The organism is Devosia sp. P1_H9, assembly GCF_056405135.1.
The window spans coordinates 153,270-174,206 of record NZ_JBFUCQ010000005.1 but is presented as its reverse complement, the minus strand read 5'-3'; the positions used below and the strand labels follow the sequence as shown (position 1 = coordinate 174,206).

Annotated in this window: 15 protein-coding genes; 11 read left to right on the top strand and 4 right to left on the bottom strand. The window is 65.2% G+C overall.

Annotation, left to right across the window (positions count from 1 at the left end; translation table 11 throughout):
- Positions 1–5 precede the first annotated feature (5 nt).
- The 4 genes from AC1DYL_RS11550 to AC1DYL_RS11535 all read left to right on the top strand — a co-directional run bounded on the left by AC1DYL_RS11550 (position 6) and on the right by AC1DYL_RS11535 (position 6,669).
- Entirely contained in the window at positions 6–1,601 is a 1,596-nt protein-coding gene (locus AC1DYL_RS11550; protein ID WP_477173234.1) for a peptide chain release factor 3, read from the top strand.
- A 77-nt stretch (positions 1,602–1,678) separates the two neighbouring features.
- Complete coding sequence (locus AC1DYL_RS11545) at positions 1,679–2,656, top strand: aldo/keto reductase (protein WP_477173233.1); 978 nt, start codon at positions 1,679–1,681, stop codon at positions 2,654–2,656.
- 297 nt (positions 2,657–2,953) lie between these two features.
- Positions 2,954–5,872 carry an insulinase family protein gene (locus tag AC1DYL_RS11540; RefSeq protein WP_477173232.1) on the top strand — a complete coding sequence of 973 codons (2,919 nt, stop codon included), beginning with the start codon at positions 2,954–2,956 and terminating at the stop codon, positions 5,870–5,872.
- Between the two features lie 59 nt (positions 5,873–5,931).
- Positions 5,932–6,669 carry a hypothetical protein gene (locus AC1DYL_RS11535; RefSeq protein ID WP_477173231.1) on the top strand — a complete coding sequence of 246 codons (738 nt, stop codon included), beginning with the start codon at positions 5,932–5,934 and terminating at the stop codon, positions 6,667–6,669.
- Positions 6,670–6,703: 34 nt separating this feature from the next.
- On the opposite strand, the gene AC1DYL_RS11530 is transcribed toward AC1DYL_RS11535, so the two are convergent.
- Positions 6,704–7,213 (bottom strand): Crp/Fnr family transcriptional regulator, encoded by a 510-nt coding sequence (locus AC1DYL_RS11530; protein ID WP_477173230.1) that lies wholly within the window; start codon positions 7,211–7,213, stop codon positions 6,704–6,706.
- Positions 7,214–7,326: 113 nt separating this feature from the next.
- Between AC1DYL_RS11530 and AC1DYL_RS11525 the strand changes: the two genes are divergently transcribed.
- Genes AC1DYL_RS11525 through AC1DYL_RS11515 form a run of 3 tightly spaced genes read left to right on the top strand, consistent with a single transcriptional unit; the run spans position 7,327 to position 10,192 of the window.
- Complete coding sequence (locus AC1DYL_RS11525; RefSeq protein ID WP_477173229.1) at positions 7,327–8,355, top strand: ligase-associated DNA damage response exonuclease; 1,029 nt, start codon at positions 7,327–7,329, stop codon at positions 8,353–8,355.
- Positions 8,352–9,929: a cisplatin damage response ATP-dependent DNA ligase gene (locus tag AC1DYL_RS11520; RefSeq protein WP_477173228.1), complete on the top strand. Its 1,578-nt coding sequence runs from the start codon at positions 8,352–8,354 to the stop codon at positions 9,927–9,929. The genes AC1DYL_RS11525 and AC1DYL_RS11520 overlap by 4 nt, the downstream gene beginning before the upstream one ends.
- A gap of 8 nt (positions 9,930–9,937) precedes the next feature.
- A complete protein-coding gene (locus tag AC1DYL_RS11515; RefSeq protein ID WP_477149902.1) occupies positions 9,938–10,192 on the top strand; it encodes a UvrB/UvrC motif-containing protein in 255 nt (84 codons plus the stop codon).
- Between the two features lie 29 nt (positions 10,193–10,221).
- Here the strand turns inward: AC1DYL_RS11515 and AC1DYL_RS11510 are convergent, their stop codons facing one another.
- The 3 genes from AC1DYL_RS11510 to AC1DYL_RS11500 form a co-directional block, all read right to left on the bottom strand.
- Positions 10,222–10,839 (bottom strand): hypothetical protein, encoded by a 618-nt coding sequence (locus AC1DYL_RS11510; protein ID WP_477173227.1) that lies wholly within the window; start codon positions 10,837–10,839, stop codon positions 10,222–10,224.
- A gap of 94 nt (positions 10,840–10,933) precedes the next feature.
- A complete protein-coding gene (locus AC1DYL_RS11505) occupies positions 10,934–11,326 on the bottom strand; it encodes a MerR family DNA-binding protein (RefSeq protein WP_477157122.1) in 393 nt (130 codons plus the stop codon).
- Entirely contained in the window at positions 11,313–13,028 is a 1,716-nt protein-coding gene (locus tag AC1DYL_RS11500) for a long-chain-fatty-acid--CoA ligase (protein ID WP_477173226.1), read from the bottom strand. The genes AC1DYL_RS11505 and AC1DYL_RS11500 overlap by 14 nt, the downstream gene beginning before the upstream one ends.
- 302 nt (positions 13,029–13,330) lie before the next feature.
- Here AC1DYL_RS11500 and AC1DYL_RS11495 point away from each other — a divergent pair, with 302 nt between their 5' ends.
- From AC1DYL_RS11495 to AC1DYL_RS11480, 4 genes are all read left to right on the top strand, one after another.
- Positions 13,331–15,817: an acyl-CoA dehydrogenase gene (locus AC1DYL_RS11495; protein WP_477173225.1), complete on the top strand. Its 2,487-nt coding sequence runs from the start codon at positions 13,331–13,333 to the stop codon at positions 15,815–15,817.
- A 21-nt stretch (positions 15,818–15,838) separates the two neighbouring features.
- A complete protein-coding gene (locus AC1DYL_RS11490; protein ID WP_477173224.1) occupies positions 15,839–17,803 on the top strand; it encodes a 3-hydroxyacyl-CoA dehydrogenase NAD-binding domain-containing protein in 1,965 nt (654 codons plus the stop codon).
- A gap of 1 nt (position 17,804) precedes the next feature.
- The gene (locus AC1DYL_RS11485) at positions 17,805–19,088 is read left to right on the top strand and encodes an acetyl-CoA C-acetyltransferase (RefSeq protein WP_477173223.1); all 1,284 of its coding nucleotides are present in this window, start codon (positions 17,805–17,807) and stop codon (positions 19,086–19,088) included.
- Between the two features lie 206 nt (positions 19,089–19,294).
- A complete protein-coding gene (locus tag AC1DYL_RS11480; protein ID WP_477173222.1) occupies positions 19,295–20,908 on the top strand; it encodes a peptide ABC transporter substrate-binding protein in 1,614 nt (537 codons plus the stop codon).
- Positions 20,909–20,937 lie beyond the last annotated feature (29 nt).

Below are 20,937 nucleotides of genomic sequence, written 5' to 3'. Positions count from 1 at the left end.
TATCGATGAACGCCCTGACCGCCACGGCGACTGCCGCAAAATTGCTGCCCTACCAGTCGCGCCGGACTTTTGCGATCATCTCGCACCCGGACGCCGGCAAGACCACGCTCACCGAAAAGCTGCTGGCCTCGTCGGGCGCCATCCAGCAGGCGGGGCAGGTGCGTCATCGCGCCAACCAGCGCGCCACCCGGTCGGACTGGATGGAGATCGAGCGGCAGCGCGGCATCTCGATCACCTCGTCGGTAATGACCTTCGAGCACCTGGGGCTGACCTTCAACCTGCTCGATACGCCCGGCCACTCTGACTTCTCCGAGGATACCTACCGCACGCTGACCGCGGTCGACGCGGCGATCATGGTGATCGACGTCGCCAAGGGCATCGAGGCGCAGACGCTGAAGCTGTTCGAGGTCTGTCGGCTACGCGACATTCCGATCATCACCTTCGCAAACAAGGTGGATCGTGAAGGCAAGGACCCGGTCGAAATCCTCGACGAGATCGCCTCGACCCTGGCGCTCGACGTTTCGCCCGTGGTCTGGCCGCTGGGCGGTGGCGTCGACTTCAAGGGCATCGTCGACCTCACTGCAGGCGTCGTGAAGCGGCCGAACGGCGAGGTCTGGAAGACCTTCACCAAACTCGAGGACCTCGCCCGCGACAACGAGTTCGCCATGGACCCGGTGATCATGGCCAGCCTCGAGAATCTCGAACTGGCCCGCGCCGGCTTCCCGGAGTTCGATCACGAAATCTATCTCGCCGGCCACCTGACCCCGGTGATCTTCGGCTCGGCGCTGAAGTCCGTCTCGGTGCCGGAAATGCTCGCCGCCCTCGGCACCTGGGCGCCCGAGCCGCGCCCGCAGCCGGCCGAGCCCAAGCCGATCGAGCCCAACGACCCCAAAGTCTCGGGCTTCGTGTTCAAGGTGCAGGCGAACATGGACGCCAACCACCGCGACCGCATCGCCTTCGTGCGTCTCAGCTCGGGCACCTTCAAGCGCGGCATGCGGCTCAAGAATGTGCGCACCGGCAAGGACATGGCGGTGTCGAACCCGATGTTCTTCTTCGGCCACGATCGCGAACTGGCCGAGGAAGCGGTGGCCGGCGATATCGTCGGCATTCCCAACCACGGCGCGCTCAGCGTCGGCGACACGCTGACCGAGGGCGCCAACATCAAGGTCACGGGCATCCCGAACTTCGCGCCGGAAATCATCCGCCGCGTCCGCCTCGCCGATCCGATGAAGACCAAGCAGCTCGCCAAGGCGCTCAGCGACCTCGCCGAAGAGGGCGTGGCGCAGATCTTCCGCCGCATGGTGGGTGCCGACTACATCGTCGGCGTGGTCGGCCAGCTGCAGCTCGAAGTGCTGCAGTCGCGCATCCAGACCGAATACAACGTGCCGATCAGCTTTGAGTCGATCAATTTCGAACTCGCCCGCTGGGTCATCTCCGACGACAAGGCCGAGCTGGCGCGCTTCATCTCCACCCAAAAGCTGGAAATGGCCGAGGACAAGTACGGCGACCCGGTCTACCTCGCCCAATCCACCTGGTGGCTCGGCCGCGCCGAACGGGATTACCCGAAGGTGCAGTTCCTGACGACGAAGGAACGGCACTAGCCGCGCTAGTCCGTTCGCATCGCTTCCCGTTCCAGTCCCAAGCGGCTATGAAACGCCGCAACAAACGGGAGTGGATCATGAACAGGCGCAAACTCGGCAAGACCGGCTACGAAGTCTCGGAAATCGGTCTCGGCACCTGGCAGCTGGGCGAGAGCTTCGGTCAGCTCAGCGACGAGACGGCCAACGAGATCCTGAAGACCGCCCGCAGCGTCGAGGTCAACTTCTGGGATACCGCCGACGTCTATGGCGGCGGCCAGTCCGAGCAGCGCATCGGCGAGTTCAAGGACAAGCGCGGCGTGTTCGTCGCCACCAAGCTCGGCCGCAACGGCGAAATCTTCCCCAACAAGACCGGCTACAACCGCAAGAAGATCAAGGAGAGCCTCGCCGGCTCCCTCAAGCGCCTCGGCGTCGAAACGCTCGACCTGGCGCAACTCCACACCGTCCCCACCGAGGTGCTGGCGGATGGCGAAGTGTTCAACATCATGGATGACCTTCGCGCCGAGGGCATGATGCGGCACTGGGGCGCCAGCGTCGAAAACGTCGAGGAAGCGCTGATCGCCATGAGGGCCGATGGCTGCACCACGCTGCAGATCATCTTCAACCTGTTCCGGCAGGACTACATCACCGAGGTGTTTCCGGAAGCCACGAAGCGCAATGTCGGCATCATCGTCCGCCTGCCTCTGGCCTCGGGCCTGCTCTCGGGCAAATGGAACAAGGACACCAAGTTCGCCGAAACGGATCACCGCAACTTCAACGCCAATGGCGAGAAGTTCAACGTCGGCGAAACCTTCTCCGGCCTGCCGTTCGACAAGGGCGTCGCTTTCGCCGAGCAGATCAAGCAGATGGCCCCGAACTACCCGCTGAGCCAGTTCGCCCTGCGCTGGATCCTCGACCAGCCGGCGGTCTCGACCATCATCGCCGGCGTGACGCGTCCGGATCAGCTGAAGGCCAATGTCGATGCGACCAAGCGGGAGCCGGTGGAGCCCAAGCTCGCCGAGGAACTGGCTGGCTGGTACCAGGAAAAAGTGCGGCCGGAGATCCGGGGGCGGATTTAGTCCGTCCGCCACACGCACCGCGTTGCCTTCTCCCTTGTGGGAGAAGGTGGCGCGCAGCGCCGGATGAGGGGTCTCGCGACACAAAGTGTCGTGAGACCGGAGCGAAGCGACGGGCTACGAGTGCGCGGAGAGATACCCCTCATCCGCCCTTCGGGCACCTTCTCCCACAAGGGGAGAAGGCGAAAGCCGGATAAGGCAGGGCATTCGCCCAACCTCCCCATCCGCCTAGCCCCCCTTCCATCCGCCCCCGCCGCTGCCTAAGTTACCCCTCACCCTCCCACCACCTTGAGTACCCACATGTCCGAGCATCCCGCCTTCGAACTCGTCCGCGAGCAGCAGATCGGGGAGATCAGTTCGCTGGCCAAGCTCTATCGGCACATCAAGACCGGGGCGGAGGTGCTGAGCCTCATCAATGACGATGAGAACAAGGTGTTCGGCGTGACGCTGAAGACCCCGCCGGAGGACTCGACCGGCGTCGCGCACATCCTCGAGCATTCGGTGCTGTGCGGCTCACGCAAATACCCGGTGAAGAAGCCGTTCGTGGAGTTGTTGAAGGGCTCGCTCCACACCTTCCTCAACGCCATGACCTTCTCGGACAAGACCGCCTATCCGGTCGCCAGCCAGAACCTCAAGGACTTCTACAACCTCGTCGATGTCTACCTCGACGCCGTCTATTTCCCGCTGATCTCCGAGGACACCTTCCGGCAGGAAGGCTGGCACTACGAGCTCGATTCCACCCAGGGGCCGATGGTCTACAAGGGCGTGGTGTTCAACGAGATGAAGGGCGCCTATTCCTCGGCTGCCGCGGTGCTCGGCAAGGTCAGCCAGCTGTCGCTCTATCCGGACACCACCTATGGCGTGAACTCGGGCGGCGACCCAAAGGCCATCCCCGACCTCACCTACGAATACTTCAAGAACTTCCACGCCAAGTACTACCACCCGTCGAACTCGCGCGTGGTGTTCTACGGCGATGACGATCCGGCGCAGCGGCTCGAAATCCTCGAGGAGTATTTCAGCCAGTTCGAGCGCATCGATCCCAAGGCCGAAGTCGGCATCCAGCCGCGCTGGAGCGCGCCGCGCTCGCTGCACGAGACTTATGCCGCGAGCGAAGCCGAAGCCGGCAAGAAGACCGCCATGGTGTCGGTCAACTGGATGCTCGACGAGGTCTCCGACCCCGAGCAGTCGCTGACGCTGAACATCCTGGAATCGGTGCTCGTTGGCACCCCCGCCGCGCCGCTGCGCAAGGCGATGATCGATTCCGGGTTGGGCGAAGGTCTTACCGGTTCCGGCCTCGCCGATGGCATCCGCCAGCCCTATTTCACCTTCGGCCTCAAGGGCATCGAGGACGATGCCGGCGACAAGGTCGAGCAACTGATCATCGCGACGCTGGAACAGCTCAGCGCCGAGGGGATCGACCCCAAGACCATCGAAGCGGCGATGAACTCCACCGAGTTCGCGCTGCGCGAGAACAACACCGGCTCGTTCCCGCGCGGCATCGCGCTGATGTTCCGCTCTATGGGCACGTGGCTCTATGGCGGCGATCCGCTGGAGCCGCTGAGCTTCGAGGCGCCGCTCGCCGCCATCAAGGCCAAGCTCGCCGCCGGCGAGCGCGTGTTCGAAACTCTGATCAAGACCCACATCCTCGACAACAAGCACCGCTCCACCGTGCTACTCACCGCCGATCCGAACAAGGCGGCCGAGGAAGCCGCTGAGGAACGGGCGCGGCTCGACAAGGCGCAGCAGTCGCTCGATGCCGCCGGCAGCGCGCGGGTGGCCGAGCAGACGCGCCGCCTCAAGGAACTGCAGAACGAAACGGATTCCCCTGAGGCGCTGTCGAAGATCCCGACGCTGACGCTCGATGACCTGCCGCGCGCCAACAAGTCTATCCCCATCGCTCGCGAAGAGCTCGAGGGCGTCACCCTGTTCAGTCACGACCTGCCGACCAGTGGCGTGGTCTATCTCGATCTCGGGTTCGATCTGAAGGCGCTGCCGGGCCGGCTGCTGCCGTACCTGCCGCTGTTCACCCGCGCGCTGACCCAGACCGGCACCAGCAGCGAGGATTTCGTCTCCCTCACCCAGCGCATCGGCCGCACCACCGGCGGCGTCGGCGCCAGCCGCTGGATCTCGACCCGCCGCGACGGCTCGGGCACCGCCGCCTGGCTGTTTATCCGCGGCAAGGCGACGCCCGACCATGTCGGCGACATGCTGTCGATCATGCGCGACGTCATCACCGATGCGCGGCTCGATAACCGCGAGCGCATCCGCCAGATGGTGCTGGAATCGAAAGCCGGCTTCGAAAGCTCGCTCGCCGGCATGGGCAACGGCATCGTCTCGATGCGCGTCCGCGCCGGCTCCAGCGAAGCCGACTGGCTCAACGAGAAGCTCGGCGGCGTCAGCCACTATTTCTTCCTCAAGGACCTCGCGGCCCAGATCGACGGCAACTGGCCGGCGGTGCAGGCGGCGCTCGAAGAAATCCGCACCCTGCTGATCGGCCGCGCCGGCATGATCGCCAACGTCACCGCCGACAGCTTCGCTATCGCAGCACTGAAGCCGGAGCTTTCAAGCTTCATCGCGGCGTTGCCTGCCGGCGCCGGGCCGTCGCGTGAAGGCTGGGGCTTCGAGCCGTCAGCTCTCTCCGAAGGCCTCACCTTCCCGGGCCAGGTCAACTACGTCGCCAAGGGCGCCAACCTCAAGGCGCTGGGGTTCGAACCCACCGGTGGCACCGCTGTCGCCATCAAGCACCTCAACACCACGTACCTCTGGGACAAGGTGCGCGTGCAGGGCGGCGCCTATGGCGGCTCCTCCGGCCTCGATCCGTTCGCCGGCACCTTCGCCTTCACCTCGTATCGCGACCCCAACCTCGTCGACACCATCGACATCTACGACAAGGCCTCGGCGTTCCTGAAGGCCGGAGTAGGGGAGCAGGACCTGGTGCGCTCGGTCATCGGCGTCATCGGCTCGGTCGACACCTACCGCCTCCCCGACGCCAAGGGCTTCACCTCGCTGGTCTGGGAACTCGCCGGCGACAGCGAAGACGCCCGCCAAAAGCGCCGCGACGAAATCCTCGGCGCCAGCAACCGCGACTTCAAGGCGCTGGCCGAGGCACTCGATCAGGTAGCGCGCAACGGCCAGGTGGTGGTGCTGGGTTCGGAGACCGCGATCAAGGCCGCCAACGACGAGCGCGGGAACTTCCTCAAGGTCACAAAGGTGCTCTGATCGAAGGGACCGGGCCCGAGCCGATCCAGTTCCTGTTCCCTGCCGTCATCGCGCTGGTGATGGTCGGGATCGCCCTGAGCTATTTCATCCCCTGGCTGAAGCGACGCCGCGAGCCGGGGCCGATCAAGCTCTCGGCCTGGAGCCAGTCGCACCTCGATGACTTGCGGCCGGACGGGCGGTGGACGTCGTCGATGGGTTGGTTCAACCGCAGCGTCGGCGGCGCGCTGACGGCGCCACGCGGCGGCAGGAAGGGCGGGCCGGTCGCCGTTGCCGAGGTTCGGGCCCGCATCCGCGCGGCGCTCGTCTGGGTGCTTCACAGCGAGATTGCACTGCGCGTCGCGGGACGAGAAATCCGGCTCACCGCCGGTGGTTTTTTTGACTGGCCCTTCGTCATCGTACCCCGCATCAGCCGCTTCGTGGTGTTCGACGGCGAGCGGCAGATGGGCAGTATGGTCGCATCGGCCACTGACATCGTGGCCTACGATACCCACGGCGCCGAAGTCGGCCGTTGGCAGACCGATGCACCGCTCGGCGCCATGCTGCCGGGCGCCGATGAGCCGGTCTATGGTCGTCTGGTGTTGGGGGGCAGGGCGCTCGGCCAGCTCCGAGTGCCGCGTTGGCGCACCCAAAGTCGCAGCCTGCTCGATTTCCCCGCCGTCCCGTTCCTAGTTGGCCACAGCGGCAACGACGACGACGCCGAGCCCTGGCTGCTGGCCTTCCTCGCCCTCTCGGCCCAGGCCTCGCTATACCTGCAATCCCGCTCTCCGCACCGGCCGAGGGCGCTGAACGAGCGGTGAGCAGGCGTCGCAGCTTCCCACCGCCACGCTCAGCCTAGTCCCGATACTCACCGCCGGGTTCATCCTTGCCGAACATGTCGTTGCGGGCGACGGTGGTGTAGCGGTCGTCGTCGGCCTGCAGGTGCAGCGCCGACAGGATCTTGCCGAGCATGTTCTGCTCGGCCTTGCCGGTGTGCTGCTTGCTCAGTTCGACCAGATAGGCCGACGTCGCGTCGAGCCGGGTGGCCATCAGCCAGGCCAGGCGGAAGGTCATCGCCTGGTCCTGCTCGAGATATTTCCGCGCATCCTTGATCACGCGAACCGTGGTGGTGCGGTCGGCCTTCACCGTGGCGCTGTTGAGCGTTCCGAGCACGACCGACATTTCGCCGACCACGGCGTTGGGCGACGAGATCGTGGCGATCGCCACGCCGTCGCGCTCGACAATGAGCTGACCGCTTTCCAGCACAAACAGATCGCCACCCTCCCGGCCCTGGGTGATCAGTATTTCCCCCGGCGCCAACGTGCGCGTGGGTTGGGTCGCGGCCAGTTCGAGCAGGCTCTCCATTATCGGCTCCGGTTCATCCGGGCCGCAGCCTATTCGCTCCCATGCAACCGGGATAGAGTTCGGTCGTTGATTTTCACGGGCCAGTTTCGGATGCAGGAAGTACTGTAGTTTTCATGGCTTCCCCCTTCCTTGATCGCGACCTGCGCGTCCTTCCGATCGACGCCTACATCGACCCGCCGTTCCCGCGCGCCCGGGCGATCATCACGCACGGCCACGCCGATCACGCCCGTGCCGGCCATGGTGCGGTGCTCGCCACCCCAGACACCATTGCCATCATGAAGACCCGCTACGGCGAGGACTCGGCGCGTACGTTCCAGCCGCTGGAGTTCGATACCCCGCTCGTGGTCGACGATGTCACCATCACGCTCAAGCCCGCCGGCCACATCCTTGGTTCGGCGCAGGTGCTGATGGAGCACAAGGGCCAGCGGATCGTCGTCACCGGCGACTATAAGCGGCTGCCGGACCGCACGGCGCAGCCGTTCGAGCTCGCGGAGTGCGATCTGCTGGTCACCGAGGCGACGTTCGGCTTGCCGGTGTTCCAGCACCCCGATCCGCTCGATGAGATCGCCCGCCTGCTGCGCTCTGCCCAGAGTTTCCCGGACCGAGCGCACGTCATCGGCTGCTATGCGCTGGGCAAGGCGCAGCGGGTCATCGCGCTGCTGCGCGACGCCGGCTACGACGCGCCGATCTACCTGCATGGCGCGATGATCCGGCTGTGCGAGCTCTATGTCGAGCGCGGCATCCGGCTTGGTTTGCTCAAGCCGACGCTCGGTACCACCAAGGACGAGCTCGCTGGGCAGATTGTTATCGCGCCGCCCTCCGCCATCAAGGATCGCTGGAGCCGGCGGCTGCCTGATCCGGTGCTGGCCGTTGCCTCGGGCTGGATGAGCGTCAAGCAGCGGGCCCGGCAATCCGGCGTCGAGCTGCCGCTGGTGATCTCCGACCATGCCGACTGGAACGAGCTGCGCCAGACCATCGCCGAAACCAGGGCCAGCAAGGTCTGGGTCACCCACGGGCGCGAGGACGCGCTGGTCTACCATTGCCGGCAGCAGGGGCTCGAGGCCGAGCCGCTGAACATCCAGGCGTACGAGGAAGGCGAGGAGGGCGGAGAGCCCGGTGATCAGGGGGAACTCGGCGAGTGAGGCGGTTCGCGCAGTTGATGGAGCTGCTGGCGCTCACCCCGTCGCGCAATCGCAAGATCGAAGCGCTTAGCCAGTATTTCCGCGACACCCCGGATCCCGACCGCGGCTACGCGCTCGCCATCCTCACCGGCGCGCTGACCTTCAAGAACGTCAAGCCGGCGATCCTTCGCAATGTCGTCCTCGCCGAGGTCGATCCGCACCTCTTCGGCCTCAGCTACGACTATGTCGGCGACCTCGGCGAGACGATTGCTCTGATCTGGCCCCACCACGGCGGCACCGAGCCGCTGCCGTCGTTGTCGGACCTGGTCGAGCTGTTCAACATGACCAGCAAAGCGGAACTGCCCCGCCTCATCGGCTCGCTCCTTACCCGCGCCTCGATCAACGAGCGCTGGGCGCTGGTGAAGTTCGCCACCGGCGCGCTCCGCATCGGGCTATCGGCCCGGCTGGCGAAAACCGCGCTGGCAGAGATGAGCGGCAAGGACCTGCAGGACATCGAGGAGGTGTGGAACGGCCTCGTTGTGCCCTACAACGACCTGTTCGATTGGCTCACCGGCAAGGCCGAGCGCCCGGACATCGATCATACCGCGCGCTTCCATCCCCTGATGCTCTCGAACCCGATCGATGAGGGCAAGGACCTCGGAAAGCTCGACCCCGCCGACTTCGTCGCCGAGTGGAAATGGGACGGCATCCGGGTGCAGTTGATCGCATCGAAGGGCAAGGTGTCGCTGTTCTCACGCACCGGCGACGACATCGCCGCGGCTTTTCCTGATGTGGTCGAGAGCGTGTTCGGCGACGCGGTTCTCGATGGCGAATTGCTCGTCGGTGCCGACTTCGAACCGCTGCCGTTCAACGACCTGCAGCAGCGGCTCAACCGCAAGCAGGCGATCGCAAAACATGTAGCTACTTTCCCTGCATTCGTGCGCGTCTACGACATGCTTTTCGAGGGCGTTGAGGACATCCGCAGCCTCCCCTGGACCGAGCGTCGACAGCACCTCGAAGCCTGGTTCAAGAAGAACCCGCAGACCCGCCTCGACCTCTCTCCAATCCTCCCCTACCGCGACTGGGACGACCTCGCCGAGATCCGCCGCCGCGGCGCCGCCGAGCACGGCCACGAGGGCGTGATGGTCAAGTTGCGCAGCGCGCCCTACGTCCCCGGTCGCCCTAAGGGCTTGTGGTACAAGTGGAAACGCGATCCGAACGTGGTCGACGCCATCCTGATGTATGCGCAGCGCGGCCACGGCAAGCGCTCGTCGTTCTACTCCGACTACACGTTCGGCGTCTGGAAGGGCAACGAGATCGTCCCCATCGGCAAAGCCTATTTCGGCTTCACCGACGAGGAGCTGAAGCAGCTCGACAAGTGGGTCCGCAACAACACCATCGCCAGTTTCGGCCCCGTCCGCGAGGTGTCGAAGGAACTGGTGTTCGAGGTAGCCTTTGATTCCGCTCAAGAATCCGGCCGCCACAAATCCGGCATCGCGCTTCGCTTCCCCCGCATCAACCGGATAAGGTGGGACAAGCCGGCCGCCGAGGCCGCGACGCTCGAAGAAATGCAGGTCTTCCTGACCGCCACCTGAGGCCTGACATGTCGCTCGCCGCCATCGAGAGAAAGATCATCGCGCTCGAAGGCGAAATGCTCGCCGCCGTCACCCGCGAGGACTTTGAGACCGCGGCGCGGCTGCGCGACGAGATCGCCTCGCTGAAGGGTGGCGCCGTCCGGCAGCCGCCCCCGGGCGAGATGGGGCTCGGCACGCAAGTCCCGGTGGTCGAGCCGCCCAAGGGCTGGAAGCGGCCGAAGAAGCCGGACCTGATGACCAATGTAAAACCGCGGAAGCGCTAGTCATCCGCGGCGCCGGACGTCGTCGCGCTTCACGCGGCCTTGTACCAGTCGCCATCCCTCACGATCGTTGCCGGCGGCTCGCCCGTCCCGGCCCACGCAATCAGCGGAGACGTGGTAATCGTGCCCTTGGCCATCAGCTCGATGATCGCTTCGAGCCCGGGGCGATCGGTGACCGTGACGGCCTTCTCGGCGATGGTCACGCCGGCCGGTGTGGCGACCCCGGCAGCCGCGAGTTCCGCGGCCGGATCGGCGGCAAAGATCATGCGCAGTTCCATGATGCCGTCCCTATAGCGGGCGATCCCATACATCACGCCGCCACCTTCGGCCGACTTGCCCACGACATTGAGCAGGTGGCTCCCGTCGGCGCGCGGCACGAAGTAGACCGTCATCTCGCCGGCCGGATCGGCATAGGTCTTCGAGCTGGCGACCTGTGCAAAGCCGCCCGGCGGCTGGTCCGACGAGCGGGCGTACGCTCCGTTCTTTTCGCTGTAAGTGACGAAGGTGAAGCCAGCTGGCAGCAGTTCGACCGCTTCATCGGTGGGGACGAGCGGGGTCGCGGACCCAAGCACGCAGCCGGAAAGCAGAATTGCGAGGCCAGTCAGAAGAACGGCGGCCGCGGCGCGGCGCCAGATAGCAAGGCTTCTCATCGGATGTCCCTCGTCGATGCGGGTTGTGGCCTTTGGGCGCTGTCGACAAACAGCGTAGGCACTATCGACAACTTGTCTGGGTGGAGCGAGTGCGCTACCCGCGCACCATCTGGTCACCCGCCAGCTTCCGGATCTCCCGCAATTCCCCGATCGTCGTTTCGAGGTCAGCCTTCTGCCGCTCCAGCAGGTCCAACCGCTCGTCCACCTTGGCGACCAGCAGCTGGGTCTGCGCGGTCTGCGACTGCGCGTCGTAGAGGCTCAGATAGTCGGAGATGTCACGCAGCGAGAAGCCGAGCCGCTTGCCGCGGAGGATCAGGATGAGCCGGGCGCGATCGCGGCGGCGGAACACGCGGGTGCCGCCGACCCGATCCGGGTTGAGCAGGCCCTTGGTCTCGTAAAAGCGGATAGCGCGGGTCGAGATGCCGAACTCCTGGCTGAGGTCGGCAATGGCGAACAGGTCGCGGTTTTCGGGTTCAGGCCGGTTCATGCTTCTTCCGCGCTGCGTACTCTTCGCGCAGCTCCTTTTTTGACAGCTTGCCGATCAGCGTCTTGGGCAACTGGTCCTTGAAGATGATTTCCTTGGGCATTTCGATCTTGTTGAGCGTGTCTGCCAGGAACTTCTTGAGTTCGGCCTCGGTGGTCTTCTGCTCCGGGCGTAGCTTGACGAAGGCCACCGGCGCCTCGCCGCGATACTCGTCGGGCACGCCGATGACGTTGACCTCTTCCACCGCCGGGTGGTGCATCATCGCTTCCTCGATGTTGCGCGGGTAGACGTTGAAGCCCGAGCAGATGATCAGGTCCTTGATGCGGTCGACGAGGAAGACATAGCCGTCCTGATCGATGAGGCCGATGTCGCCGGTCCGCAGCCAGCCATCCATGAAGGCGTCCTTGGTCGCCTCCGGGTTGTTGTAATAGCCCAGCATCACCTGCGGGCCCTTCACCTGCAGCTCGCCGCGCTCGCCGAGCGGCACGACGCTGCCGCTTTCGACGTCGACGAAGCGGATATCGGTTGCAGGCAGCGGCTGGCCGATCGACAGGGGCTTGCTCGGTACGCGCAGCGCCGCGCAGCACACCACCGGCGAGGCTTCAGTCAGCCCGTAGCCTTCGGCGAGCAGCGAGCTCGAGACCTTGCTCCAGTTGTGGCGCACCTCGTCGGACAGCGGCGCCCCGCCGGAGATCGTCACCTCGACCGAGACCAGATGCGGCTTCGCCTTGTCCCCGGCCTTGGACAGCGCCTGCACCAGCGTCGGCACGGCCGGCAGGATATTGGCGCCGGTGCGGGTCATCAGGCTGAGAAAGGCCTTCATCTCGAAACGCGGCAGCATCACCACCTGCGACCCCACGGACAGCGGCACGTTCATGCACACCGTCATAGAGAAGATGTGGAAGAACGGCAGCACCGCAACCACGCGGCTCGGCGGATAGAACAGCCCGCAGCCCCAAGCGTCGATCTGGCTGAGGTTGGCAGCGATATTGGCGTGGCTCAGCATGGCGCCCTTGGGCAGGCCGGTGGTGCCGCCGGTATATTGCTGCACCGCCACGTCCTTGGTGGCGTCGATGGTCACCGGAGCCGGCATCAGGTTGCGTGACACCAGCTTGTCGAAATGGATCACCTTGCCGGCGATGCCGCTCTGGTCGACCTTGCTGAGGTCCTTGGATTTCGCCAGCCGGTACAGCAGCTTCTTCACCCCGGGCAGCGCATCGGGGAAATGGCAGATGATCAGCTGCTTGATGTGCCCGGCCTCGACCAGTGCCTCGGCTTTCTCGAATGTCAGCTTCAGGTCCAGCGTCACCATCAGCTCGGCGCCGGAATTGCCGACGATGTGGCTCAGCTCCTTGACCGTGTAGAGCGGGTTGCAGTTCACCACGATGCCGCCGATGCGCAGCACCGCGTAATAGGCGATCACGTAGAACGGCGTGTTGGGCAGCAGCAGCGCGACGCGCGTACCCTTCTTGACCCCGAACTCGCTCTGCAGTGCCCCGGCGAAGGCATTGATCAGCCGGGCCAGTTCGCCGAAACGGGTCTTCTTGCCGAGAAAATCCAGCGCATCGGTGTTCGGCGTGCGTGCACAGGTGGCCAGCACCTGCTCATGCACCGGCGTCAGGTCGATCGGCGCGTCCCAGGCAATGCCCTCGGGATAATGCTGGATCCAGGGGCGGGCGGCGCCCTCCGCTGCCGTCGTGGCCATCTTCTTCCTCCTCAGGCTTTTCGCCCGTTGGCAGAAATATCCCATCAATTGACGTTAGCGTCAAACGGGAGACGTTGATGCGGGAGTGCCGGAGGTTCAGGGTGGCGCGGCAGCTTGATCGGTGCCCTCGAGGCAACGCGCACGTCCACCAGTTGACGTATACGTCAACCATCGCTATTTTGTAGCGATGGTGCCTGCCCGGGCATAACAATCGGCAACAAGAGTCGGACCGGGCGCGTTGTTGAGCGGGGGCTCATCTCGCTTGTTGACGGTGCGCCGCGACCTTGGTCGAGGAGATATGCATGGTCTGGGCGCTGTTGATCCTGTCGATCCTTGCTTTCGCGGTGCTGTCGATGCGCCGCGCGCCGCTCTGGCAGTGGGCGGTCGCCGCGCTGGTCATCGGGGCGTTGAGCCGCATCTCGACAGATAATGGTCTCTGGCTGATGACGGATGTGCTGGGCTGGGTGCTGGCACTCCTGCCGGCCGCCATCCTGGGTCTCCTCACACTCGTTCCGGTCCGCAAGCTGCTGCTGACCGGTCCCGCCTACGGCCTCGTCAAATCCATCCTGCCCCGCGTCTCGCGCACCGAGCAGGAAGCGCTCGATGCCGGCACGGTCGGCTGGGATGCGGAGCTGTTCTCGGGCAAGCCCGACTGGCAGAAGCTGCTCGGCGTCAGGAAGCCGACGCTCTCGACCGAGGAGCAGGCGTTCCTCGATGGGCCGTGTGAAAAAGTCTGCTCGATGATCGACGACTGGGACACGCGCAACAACCGCGCCGACATGCCCCCGGCGGTCTGGACCTATCTCAAGGAGCAGGGCTTTCTGGGCATGCTGATCGGCCGCGAGCACGGCGGCCTCGGCTTCTCGGCGCAGGCGCAGAGCCAGGTGGTGTCGAAGATCGCCTCGCGCTCGATCGCGGCGGGGATCACCGTCATGGTGCCCAACTCGCTCGGGCCCGGCGAACTGCTCGAAAAGTACGGCACCGAGGAGCAGAAGAAGAAGTATCTCGGCCGCCTCGCCAAGGGCCAGGAGGTGCCGTGCTTCGCGCTCACCGGCCCACATGCAGGGTCGGATGCGGCCGGCATGCGCGATGTCGGCGTCGTCTGCTACGACATGTACGAGGGCAAGAAGACGCTGGGCGTGAAGCTCAGCTGGGACAAGCGCTACATCACGCTGGCGCCCGTCGCGACCCTGCTCGGCCTCGCGTTCCACCTGCATGACCCCGAACACCTCATCGGCGAGGTCGACAATATCGGCATCACGCTGGCGCTGGTGCCGGCCAAGCACAAGGGCGTCAAGATCGGCCGCCGCCACTATCCGGCACGCTCGGCCTTCATGAACGGGCCGACGCAGGGCCGTAACGTCTTCATCCCGATGGATTTCCTGATCGGTGGCACCGAGTATGCCGGGCAGGGCTGGCGCATGCTGATGGAGTGCCTCGCCACCGGCCGCGCCATCTCGCTGCCGGCCATCGGCACCGTCTCCATCAAGCACGCGCTGCGGGTGACCTCGGCCTATGCCCGCATCCGCCGCCAGTTCGGCATTCCGGTGGGGCTGATGGAAGGCGTCGCCGAGCCGCTGAGCCGCATGGTGCGCTTCGCCTACACCTACGAGGCCTCGCGCGGCCTCACCGCTTCGATGGTCGACGAGGGTCAGCGCCCCTCGGTGCTGTCGGCGCTGCTGAAGTACCGCACCACCGAGGCGATGCGCCTCGCCTTCAACGACGCCATGGATATCCACGGTGGCCGCGCCGTGCAGGATGGACCGACCAACTATCTGTTCTCGGGCTACATGACGACGCCGGTGGCGATCACCGTCGAAGGCGCCAACATCCTGACGCGCACGCTGATCACCTTCGCGCAGGGCGCACTCCGGGCGCACCCTTACCTCTATGCCGAGATATCGGCGGCGCAGAACAAGGACCGGAAAGCCGGCATCGCTGCCTTCGACACCGCGTTCGCGGGCCATGTCAGCTTCATGCTGCGCAACATGGCGGGCAGCTTCCTCCACGCCGTCAGCTTCGGCGCCTTTGCCTCGACCCCCGTCGATCACGAGATGGCGCACTGGTACAGGCAGCTCAGCCGCTACAGCCAGAGCTTCGCGCTCTGCGGCGACTGGACCGTGGCCTTCCTCGGCGGCGACCTGAAGCGCAAGCAGCGCCTCTCGGGCCGCATGGCGGACATCCTCTCCGACCTGTACCTCCTCTCCTCGGTGCTCCGCCGCTACGAGGATGATGGGCGGCTCGCGGAAGACCGACCGGTGGTCGAGGCGGTGGCGCGCGACCTCGTGTTCTCGATGGAACAGAGCTTTGCAGCTGTGTTCGCCAACTTCCCCAACTTCGTGCTGCGGAACCTGATGCGGGTGCTGGTGTTTCCTCTCGGTCGCCATGCCAAGCCGGCCTCGGACCGCGAGACTTACCGGCTGGCCCGTTCGGTGATGCAGCCCGGCGCCTTCCGCGACCGGCTTACCAAGGGAACCTATGTCTCGATGGACCCCAAGGATCCGACTGGCGTCCTCGAAGACGCGCTGATCAAGGTGACAGCGGCGGCCGAGATCGAGACCAAGTTCGTCCGCGCCATCAAGAAGAGCGTCATCGAGCGCCGGCTCGACCGCGACGCGATCAGCGATGCAGTGGAGGCCGGGGTGCTCACCGAGGCGGAAGCGGCGACGCTGCGGCTCGCCGACCAGGCCACCGACCGGGTGATCAAGGTGGACGATTTCGACTTCGACGAGCTGGGCTCGAAACAGCTCAGGCGTGAGCCCGTCTCCATCGACGCCGCCGCCGAGTAGTTCCAGAACGAGGAGCCGGAAATGGCCCAGATGCCCCCAAGCCGCGCCTGGAGTTTCGACCTCGATTTCGAGGGCATCGGCTGGCTCACTATCAACACACCGGACTCACCGGTGAACACGCTGAGCCGCGAGACACTGTCCGAACTGGTGGGCATCGTTTCGACCCTCGAAGAGCTGGCGAATAGCGGCGAGCTGAAGGGCGTGGTCCTGCTCTCGGCCAAGGAGTCCGGCTTCATCGCCGGAGCCGATGTCACTGAGTTCGATGACATGTCCGATCCCGGCGTGCTAAAGGCGGCGCTGGACCGCACCCACGCGCTGTTCGATCGGATCGAGGCGCTGAAAGTGCCTGTCGTTGCCGGCATCCATGGCTTCTGCCTCGGCGGCGGGCTGGAGCTGGCACTCGCCTGCCAGTACCGGGTCGCCGTCAACGACGACAAGACCCGAATCGGCTTCCCAGAGGTCAATCTCGGCATCTTCCCGGGCTTCGGCGGCTCGGGCCGCTCTATCCGGCAGGCCGGCCCGGTCGATGCCATGCAGATCATGCTCACCGGCAAGATGCTGCGCGCTAGCCAGGCCCGCCGCATGGGGTTGGTCGACAAGCTGGTCCGCCATCGCGACACCCTGCGCTGGGAAGCCAGGAAGGCCGTGCTGCAGAACAGGAAGAGCGTTGAGGCGCCTTTCGCCAAGCGCGCCGCCGCCTTCGGCCCGGTGCGCGGCTACATCGCCAACAAGATGCGAGAGGAAGCCAGGAAGAAAGCCAGCCCCGAGCAGTTCCCGGCGCCGTACTCGCTGATCGACCTGTTCGAGGAACACGGCAATGACTGGCGCGCCATGAAACAGGGCGAGGCCGAGCGCTTCATCCCGCTGATGGCTTCGCCCACCTCGAAGAACCTCCGTCGGGTGTTCTTCCTGTCCGAGGGGCTCAAGAAGCAGGGCGTGCGCGGCAAGGAGAAGCCGGTGTTCCGCCGCGTCCACGTAGTCGGCGCCGGCGTCATGGGTGGCGATATCGCCGCCTGGTGCGCGCTGCGCGGCATGGGCGTGACCCTGCAGGATCTCGACATGGAGCGCATCAAGCCGGCGCTCGAACGAGCCAAGAAGCTGTTCAAGAAGCGGCTACGTACCAAGACCGAGATCGACAATGCCGTCGCCCGGCTTGAGGCCGACGTCTCCGGCAAGGGTCTGGCCCGCGCCGACGTGGTGATTGAAGCGGTGGTCGAGAACCTCGAGATCAAGCGCAAGATTTTCGCCGATGCCGAGCTCAGGACGAAGCCGGGCGCGATCCTTGCCACCAACACCTCGTCGATCGAACTCGAGCGCATCGCCGAGAACCTCACCGCCCCCGGCCGCCTGATCGGGCTGCACTTCTTCAACCCGGTCGCGCAGCTGCCGCTGGTCGAGGTGATCCGTTCCCGCTTCAATTCGGACGCCGACATTGCCCGTGGCGCCGCCTTCGCGCTCGCCATCGGCAAGTCGCCGGTCGTGGTGAAGTCTGCGCCGGGCTTCCTCGTCAATCGTGTGCTCATGCCCTACATGCTCGCCGCCGTACAGCGCGTCGAGGCGGGGGAGAACAAAGAGCAGATCGACGCTGCTGCTGTCGCCTTTGGCATGCCGATGGGGCCGATCGAACTGATGGATACGGTTGGGCTGGATGTCGGCAAGTCGGTCGCCGAGGAGCTCGGCAGTCCGGTGCCCCCGGCCAGCGATTTCGCCCGGCTGGTCGCCGAGAACAAGCTCGGCCGCAAGACCGGGCAGGGGTTCTACACCTGGACCAACGGCAAGGCGGTGAAGGGCGAGGTGCCGCCGCATCCGAATCTCGCCGGCCTCGGGCGCGAGCTGGTGCAGCCGCTGGTCGATGCCACCGAAATCGCCGTGGCCGAAGGCGTCGTCGCCTCGGCCGATCTTGCCGATATCGGCGTCATCTACGGGACCGGTTTCGCGCCGTTCCTCGGAGGGCCGATGCAGGCCCGCAAGGACGGGAGAGCCTGAGATGGCCGAACTGCGTAAAGTCGCCATCGTGGGCTCGGCCCGCATCCCCTTCGCGCGCGCCTATACCGGCTACGCGGAGGAGGGGAACCTCTCGATGCTCGGCGCCGCGCTCGGCGGCCTCGTCGACAAGTACAACCTCAAGGGCGAGGTGATCGGCGAGGTGATGGCCGGCGCCGTGCTCAGCCACAGCCGCGATTTCAACCTCGCCCGCGAAGCCAGCCTCGATGCGGGCCTCTCGCCGCGCACGCCCGGCACTAACGTGCAGATCGCCTGTGGCACGTCGCTGCAGGCAGCGCTCAGCCTCGGCGCCAAGATCGCCACCGGCGAGATCGACAGCGCCATCGCCGCCGGCTCCGACACCGTTTCGGACAGTCCGGTGGTGTTCGGTGACAAGTTCCAGCACCGCATGATCGAACTCAGCCGCGCCCGCACCGCCGGCGAGAAGTTCAAGGTGTTCAAGGGCTTCAATCTCGGCGAACTGACCCCGATCGCGCCCTCGACGCAGGAGCCTCGCACCGGCCTCTCCATGGGTCAGCACTGCGAGCTGATGGCGCGGCAGTGGGGGATTTCGCGTGAGGACCAGGACGCGCTGGCGCTGAAGAGCCACCAGAACGCCGCCCGCGCCTATGACGAAGGCTTCCACGACGATCTGATCGTCCCCTTCGCCGGCGTCCTCAAGGACAACAACGTCCGCGCCGATACCAGCCTCGAGAAGATGGCGACGATGAAACCGGCTTTCGACAAGCAGTCGGGCAAGGGCACGCTGACGGCCGCCAACTCCACCCCGCTCACCGACGGCGCCGCGTCGGTGTTGCTGGCCAGCGAGGAGTGGGCCAAGGCCCGCGGCCTTCCCATCCTCGCCCACCTGACCCTCGGCCAGGTCGCCGCCAACGATTTCGCGCATGGCGAGGGCCTGCTGATGGCCCCGACTATTGCCGCCAGTGAGATGCTCCGCCGCTCCAACCTGACCTTTGACGACATCGATCTGTTCGAGATCCACGAGGCCTTCGCCGCGCAGGTTCTCGCCACCCTCAAGGCCTGGCGCGACCCGGACTACAACCGCAACGTCCTCGGTCGCGAGACCCCGCTCGGCGAGATCGACCCCGACAAGATCAACACCAAGGGCTCCAGCCTCGCCTACGGTCACCCCTTCGCGGCCACCGGCGCCCGCATCCTCGGCCTCACCGCCAAGCTGCTCAATACGACGGAAAAGCAGCGCGCCCTGATCTCGGTCTGCACCGCCGGCGGCATGGGTGTAACCGCGCTGGTGGAGAGGGCGGCGTAAGCGGCGCCAAAGGCCCCGTGACGCAGGCGTTTCCCACAGCCTCCTCACACTTGACGCTTACGTCAATGTCCCGCTTGTCAGCGAAAACCTGATGCCCTAGGGTCCGTACCCAATCGGGCGGTTTCGACCAGTCCGGCCAAAATGAGGCATGGCATACTAATCGCCAAGCCCGTCAGGAAACGTCTGTTCAAGGAGATGGGACAAGAATGAAAATAATTGGGGTCCTGAAAGCGGTCGCGGCCGCCGGCGCGTTAGCGCTGTTTATGGGGAGCGCGGCGCAGGCCGTGACGCTCAACCTGGGTAATGGCAGCGAGCCCGGCTCGCTCGACCCGCATAAGGCATCCGGCGATTGGGAAAACCGGATCATTGGCGAGCTGTACGAAGGCCTGATGGCCGAAGATACGCATGCCGACGCGATTGCCGGCCAGGCCGAGTCCTGGACGATCTCCGATGATGGCCTCGTTTACACCTTCAAGATCCGTGCCGACGCCAATTGGACCGACGGCGTGCCGGTTACGGCGCAGAATTGGGTCGACGCCTTCCAGCGTCTGTTCGACCCCAAGACCGCCGCCGAATATGCTTATCTGCAATTCCCGATCAAGAATTCGTCCAAGCTCGCCGCCGGCGAAATCACCGATTTCAGCCAGCTCGGCGTCAAGGCCATCGACGACAAGACGCTCGAGATCACTCTCGAAGCCTCGACCCCGTTCTTCCTCCAGGCGCTGACGCACTACACCGCCTATCCGATCCGCAAGGACATCATCGAGAAGTTCGGCGACCAGTGGACGCAGCCGGCCAACATCGTCGGCAACGGCCCCTACAAGCTCGTCGAGTGGGTCCCGGGTTCGTACCTGCGCGGCGTCAAGTCCGACACCTATTACGGCAAGGACAGCCTGAAGATCGATGAAGTCCGCTGGGACAACACCGAGGACCTGACCGCGGCGCTCAACCGCTACCGCGCTGGCGAACTCGATATCCTCACCGACTTCCCGGCCGACCAGTACAAGTTCCTGCAGGACAACTACCCCGGCCAGGCACACGTCGCGCCGTTCCTCGGGATCTACTACTACGTGCTGAACCAGTCGAAGCCCCCGCTGGATAACGTCAACATCCGCAAGGCGCTCTCGCTCGCCGTGCTGCGCGACGTGATCGGGCCGGACGTGCTCGGCACCGGCGAACTGCCGGCCTATGGCTGGGTCCCGAATGGTACTGCCAACTACGAAGGCGTGCCGTACTCGCCCGATTGGGCAGAGTGGCCCTATGACCAACGCGTCGAAGAAGCCAAGAAGCTGATGGCGGAAGCCGGCTACACTCCGGAAAACCCGCTGAAGCTGCAGCTGCGCTACAACACCAACGAGAACCACCAGCGCATCGCCGTGGCCATCTCCGACATGTGGAAGCAGATCGGCGTCCAGATCGAGCTGTTCAATGCCGAGACCGCCGTGCACTACGACGCACTGCGCGCCGGTGACTTCAATGTCGGCCGCGCCGGCTGGCTGCTCGACTATTCCGATGCCAGCAACACGCTCGACCTGCTCAAGACCGGCACCACGCAAGATGGCGTGATGAACTGGGGCAACAACTACGGCCGCTACTCCAATCCGAAGTTCGACGACCTGCTGACCCAGGCCTCGAAGGAACTGGATCTGGTGAAGCGTTCGGACCTGCTGCACCAGGCTGAAGCCCTGGCGATGGACGAGTTCGCGGCAATCCCGATCTACTGGTACGTGTCCAAGAACGTCGTCTCGCCCAAGATCACGGGCTTCGAAGACAATGCCAAGGACATCAACCGTGTCCGCTGGATGACTAAGTCGGAGTAACCGGCTCAACGGGGACCGCGGGCAAAACC

Bases quoted from the DNA above. Each gene is read 5' to 3' on its own strand.
- AC1DYL_RS11535 (WP_477173231.1), top strand. From the start codon at position 5,932: ATGGTCGGGATCGCCCTGAGCTATTTCATCCCCTGGCTGAAGCGACGC.
- AC1DYL_RS11495 (WP_477173225.1), top strand. From the start codon at position 13,331: ATGGTCTGGGCGCTGTTGATCCTGTCGATCCTTGCTTTCGCGGTGCTG.
- AC1DYL_RS11480 (WP_477173222.1), top strand. From the start codon at position 19,295: ATGAAAATAATTGGGGTCCTGAAAGCGGTCGCGGCCGCCGGCGCGTTA.
- AC1DYL_RS11530 (WP_477173230.1), bottom strand. From the start codon at position 7,213: ATGGAGAGCCTGCTCGAACTGGCCGCGACCCAACCCACGCGCACGTTG.
- AC1DYL_RS11545 (WP_477173233.1), top strand. From the start codon at position 1,679: ATGAACAGGCGCAAACTCGGCAAGACCGGCTACGAAGTCTCGGAAATC.
- AC1DYL_RS11510 (WP_477173227.1), bottom strand. From the start codon at position 10,839: ATGAGAAGCCTTGCTATCTGGCGCCGCGCCGCGGCCGCCGTTCTTCTG.
- AC1DYL_RS11505 (WP_477157122.1), bottom strand. From the start codon at position 11,326: ATGAACCGGCCTGAACCCGAAAACCGCGACCTGTTCGCCATTGCCGAC.
- AC1DYL_RS11515 (WP_477149902.1), top strand. From the start codon at position 9,938: ATGTCGCTCGCCGCCATCGAGAGAAAGATCATCGCGCTCGAAGGCGAA.
- AC1DYL_RS11490 (WP_477173224.1), top strand. From the start codon at position 15,839: ATGGCCCAGATGCCCCCAAGCCGCGCCTGGAGTTTCGACCTCGATTTC.
- AC1DYL_RS11550 (WP_477173234.1), top strand. From the start codon at position 6: ATGAACGCCCTGACCGCCACGGCGACTGCCGCAAAATTGCTGCCCTAC.
- AC1DYL_RS11485 (WP_477173223.1), top strand. From the start codon at position 17,805: ATGGCCGAACTGCGTAAAGTCGCCATCGTGGGCTCGGCCCGCATCCCC.
- AC1DYL_RS11500 (WP_477173226.1), bottom strand. From the start codon at position 13,028: ATGGCCACGACGGCAGCGGAGGGCGCCGCCCGCCCCTGGATCCAGCAT.
- AC1DYL_RS11540 (WP_477173232.1), top strand. From the start codon at position 2,954: ATGTCCGAGCATCCCGCCTTCGAACTCGTCCGCGAGCAGCAGATCGGG.
- AC1DYL_RS11525 (WP_477173229.1), top strand. From the start codon at position 7,327: ATGGCTTCCCCCTTCCTTGATCGCGACCTGCGCGTCCTTCCGATCGAC.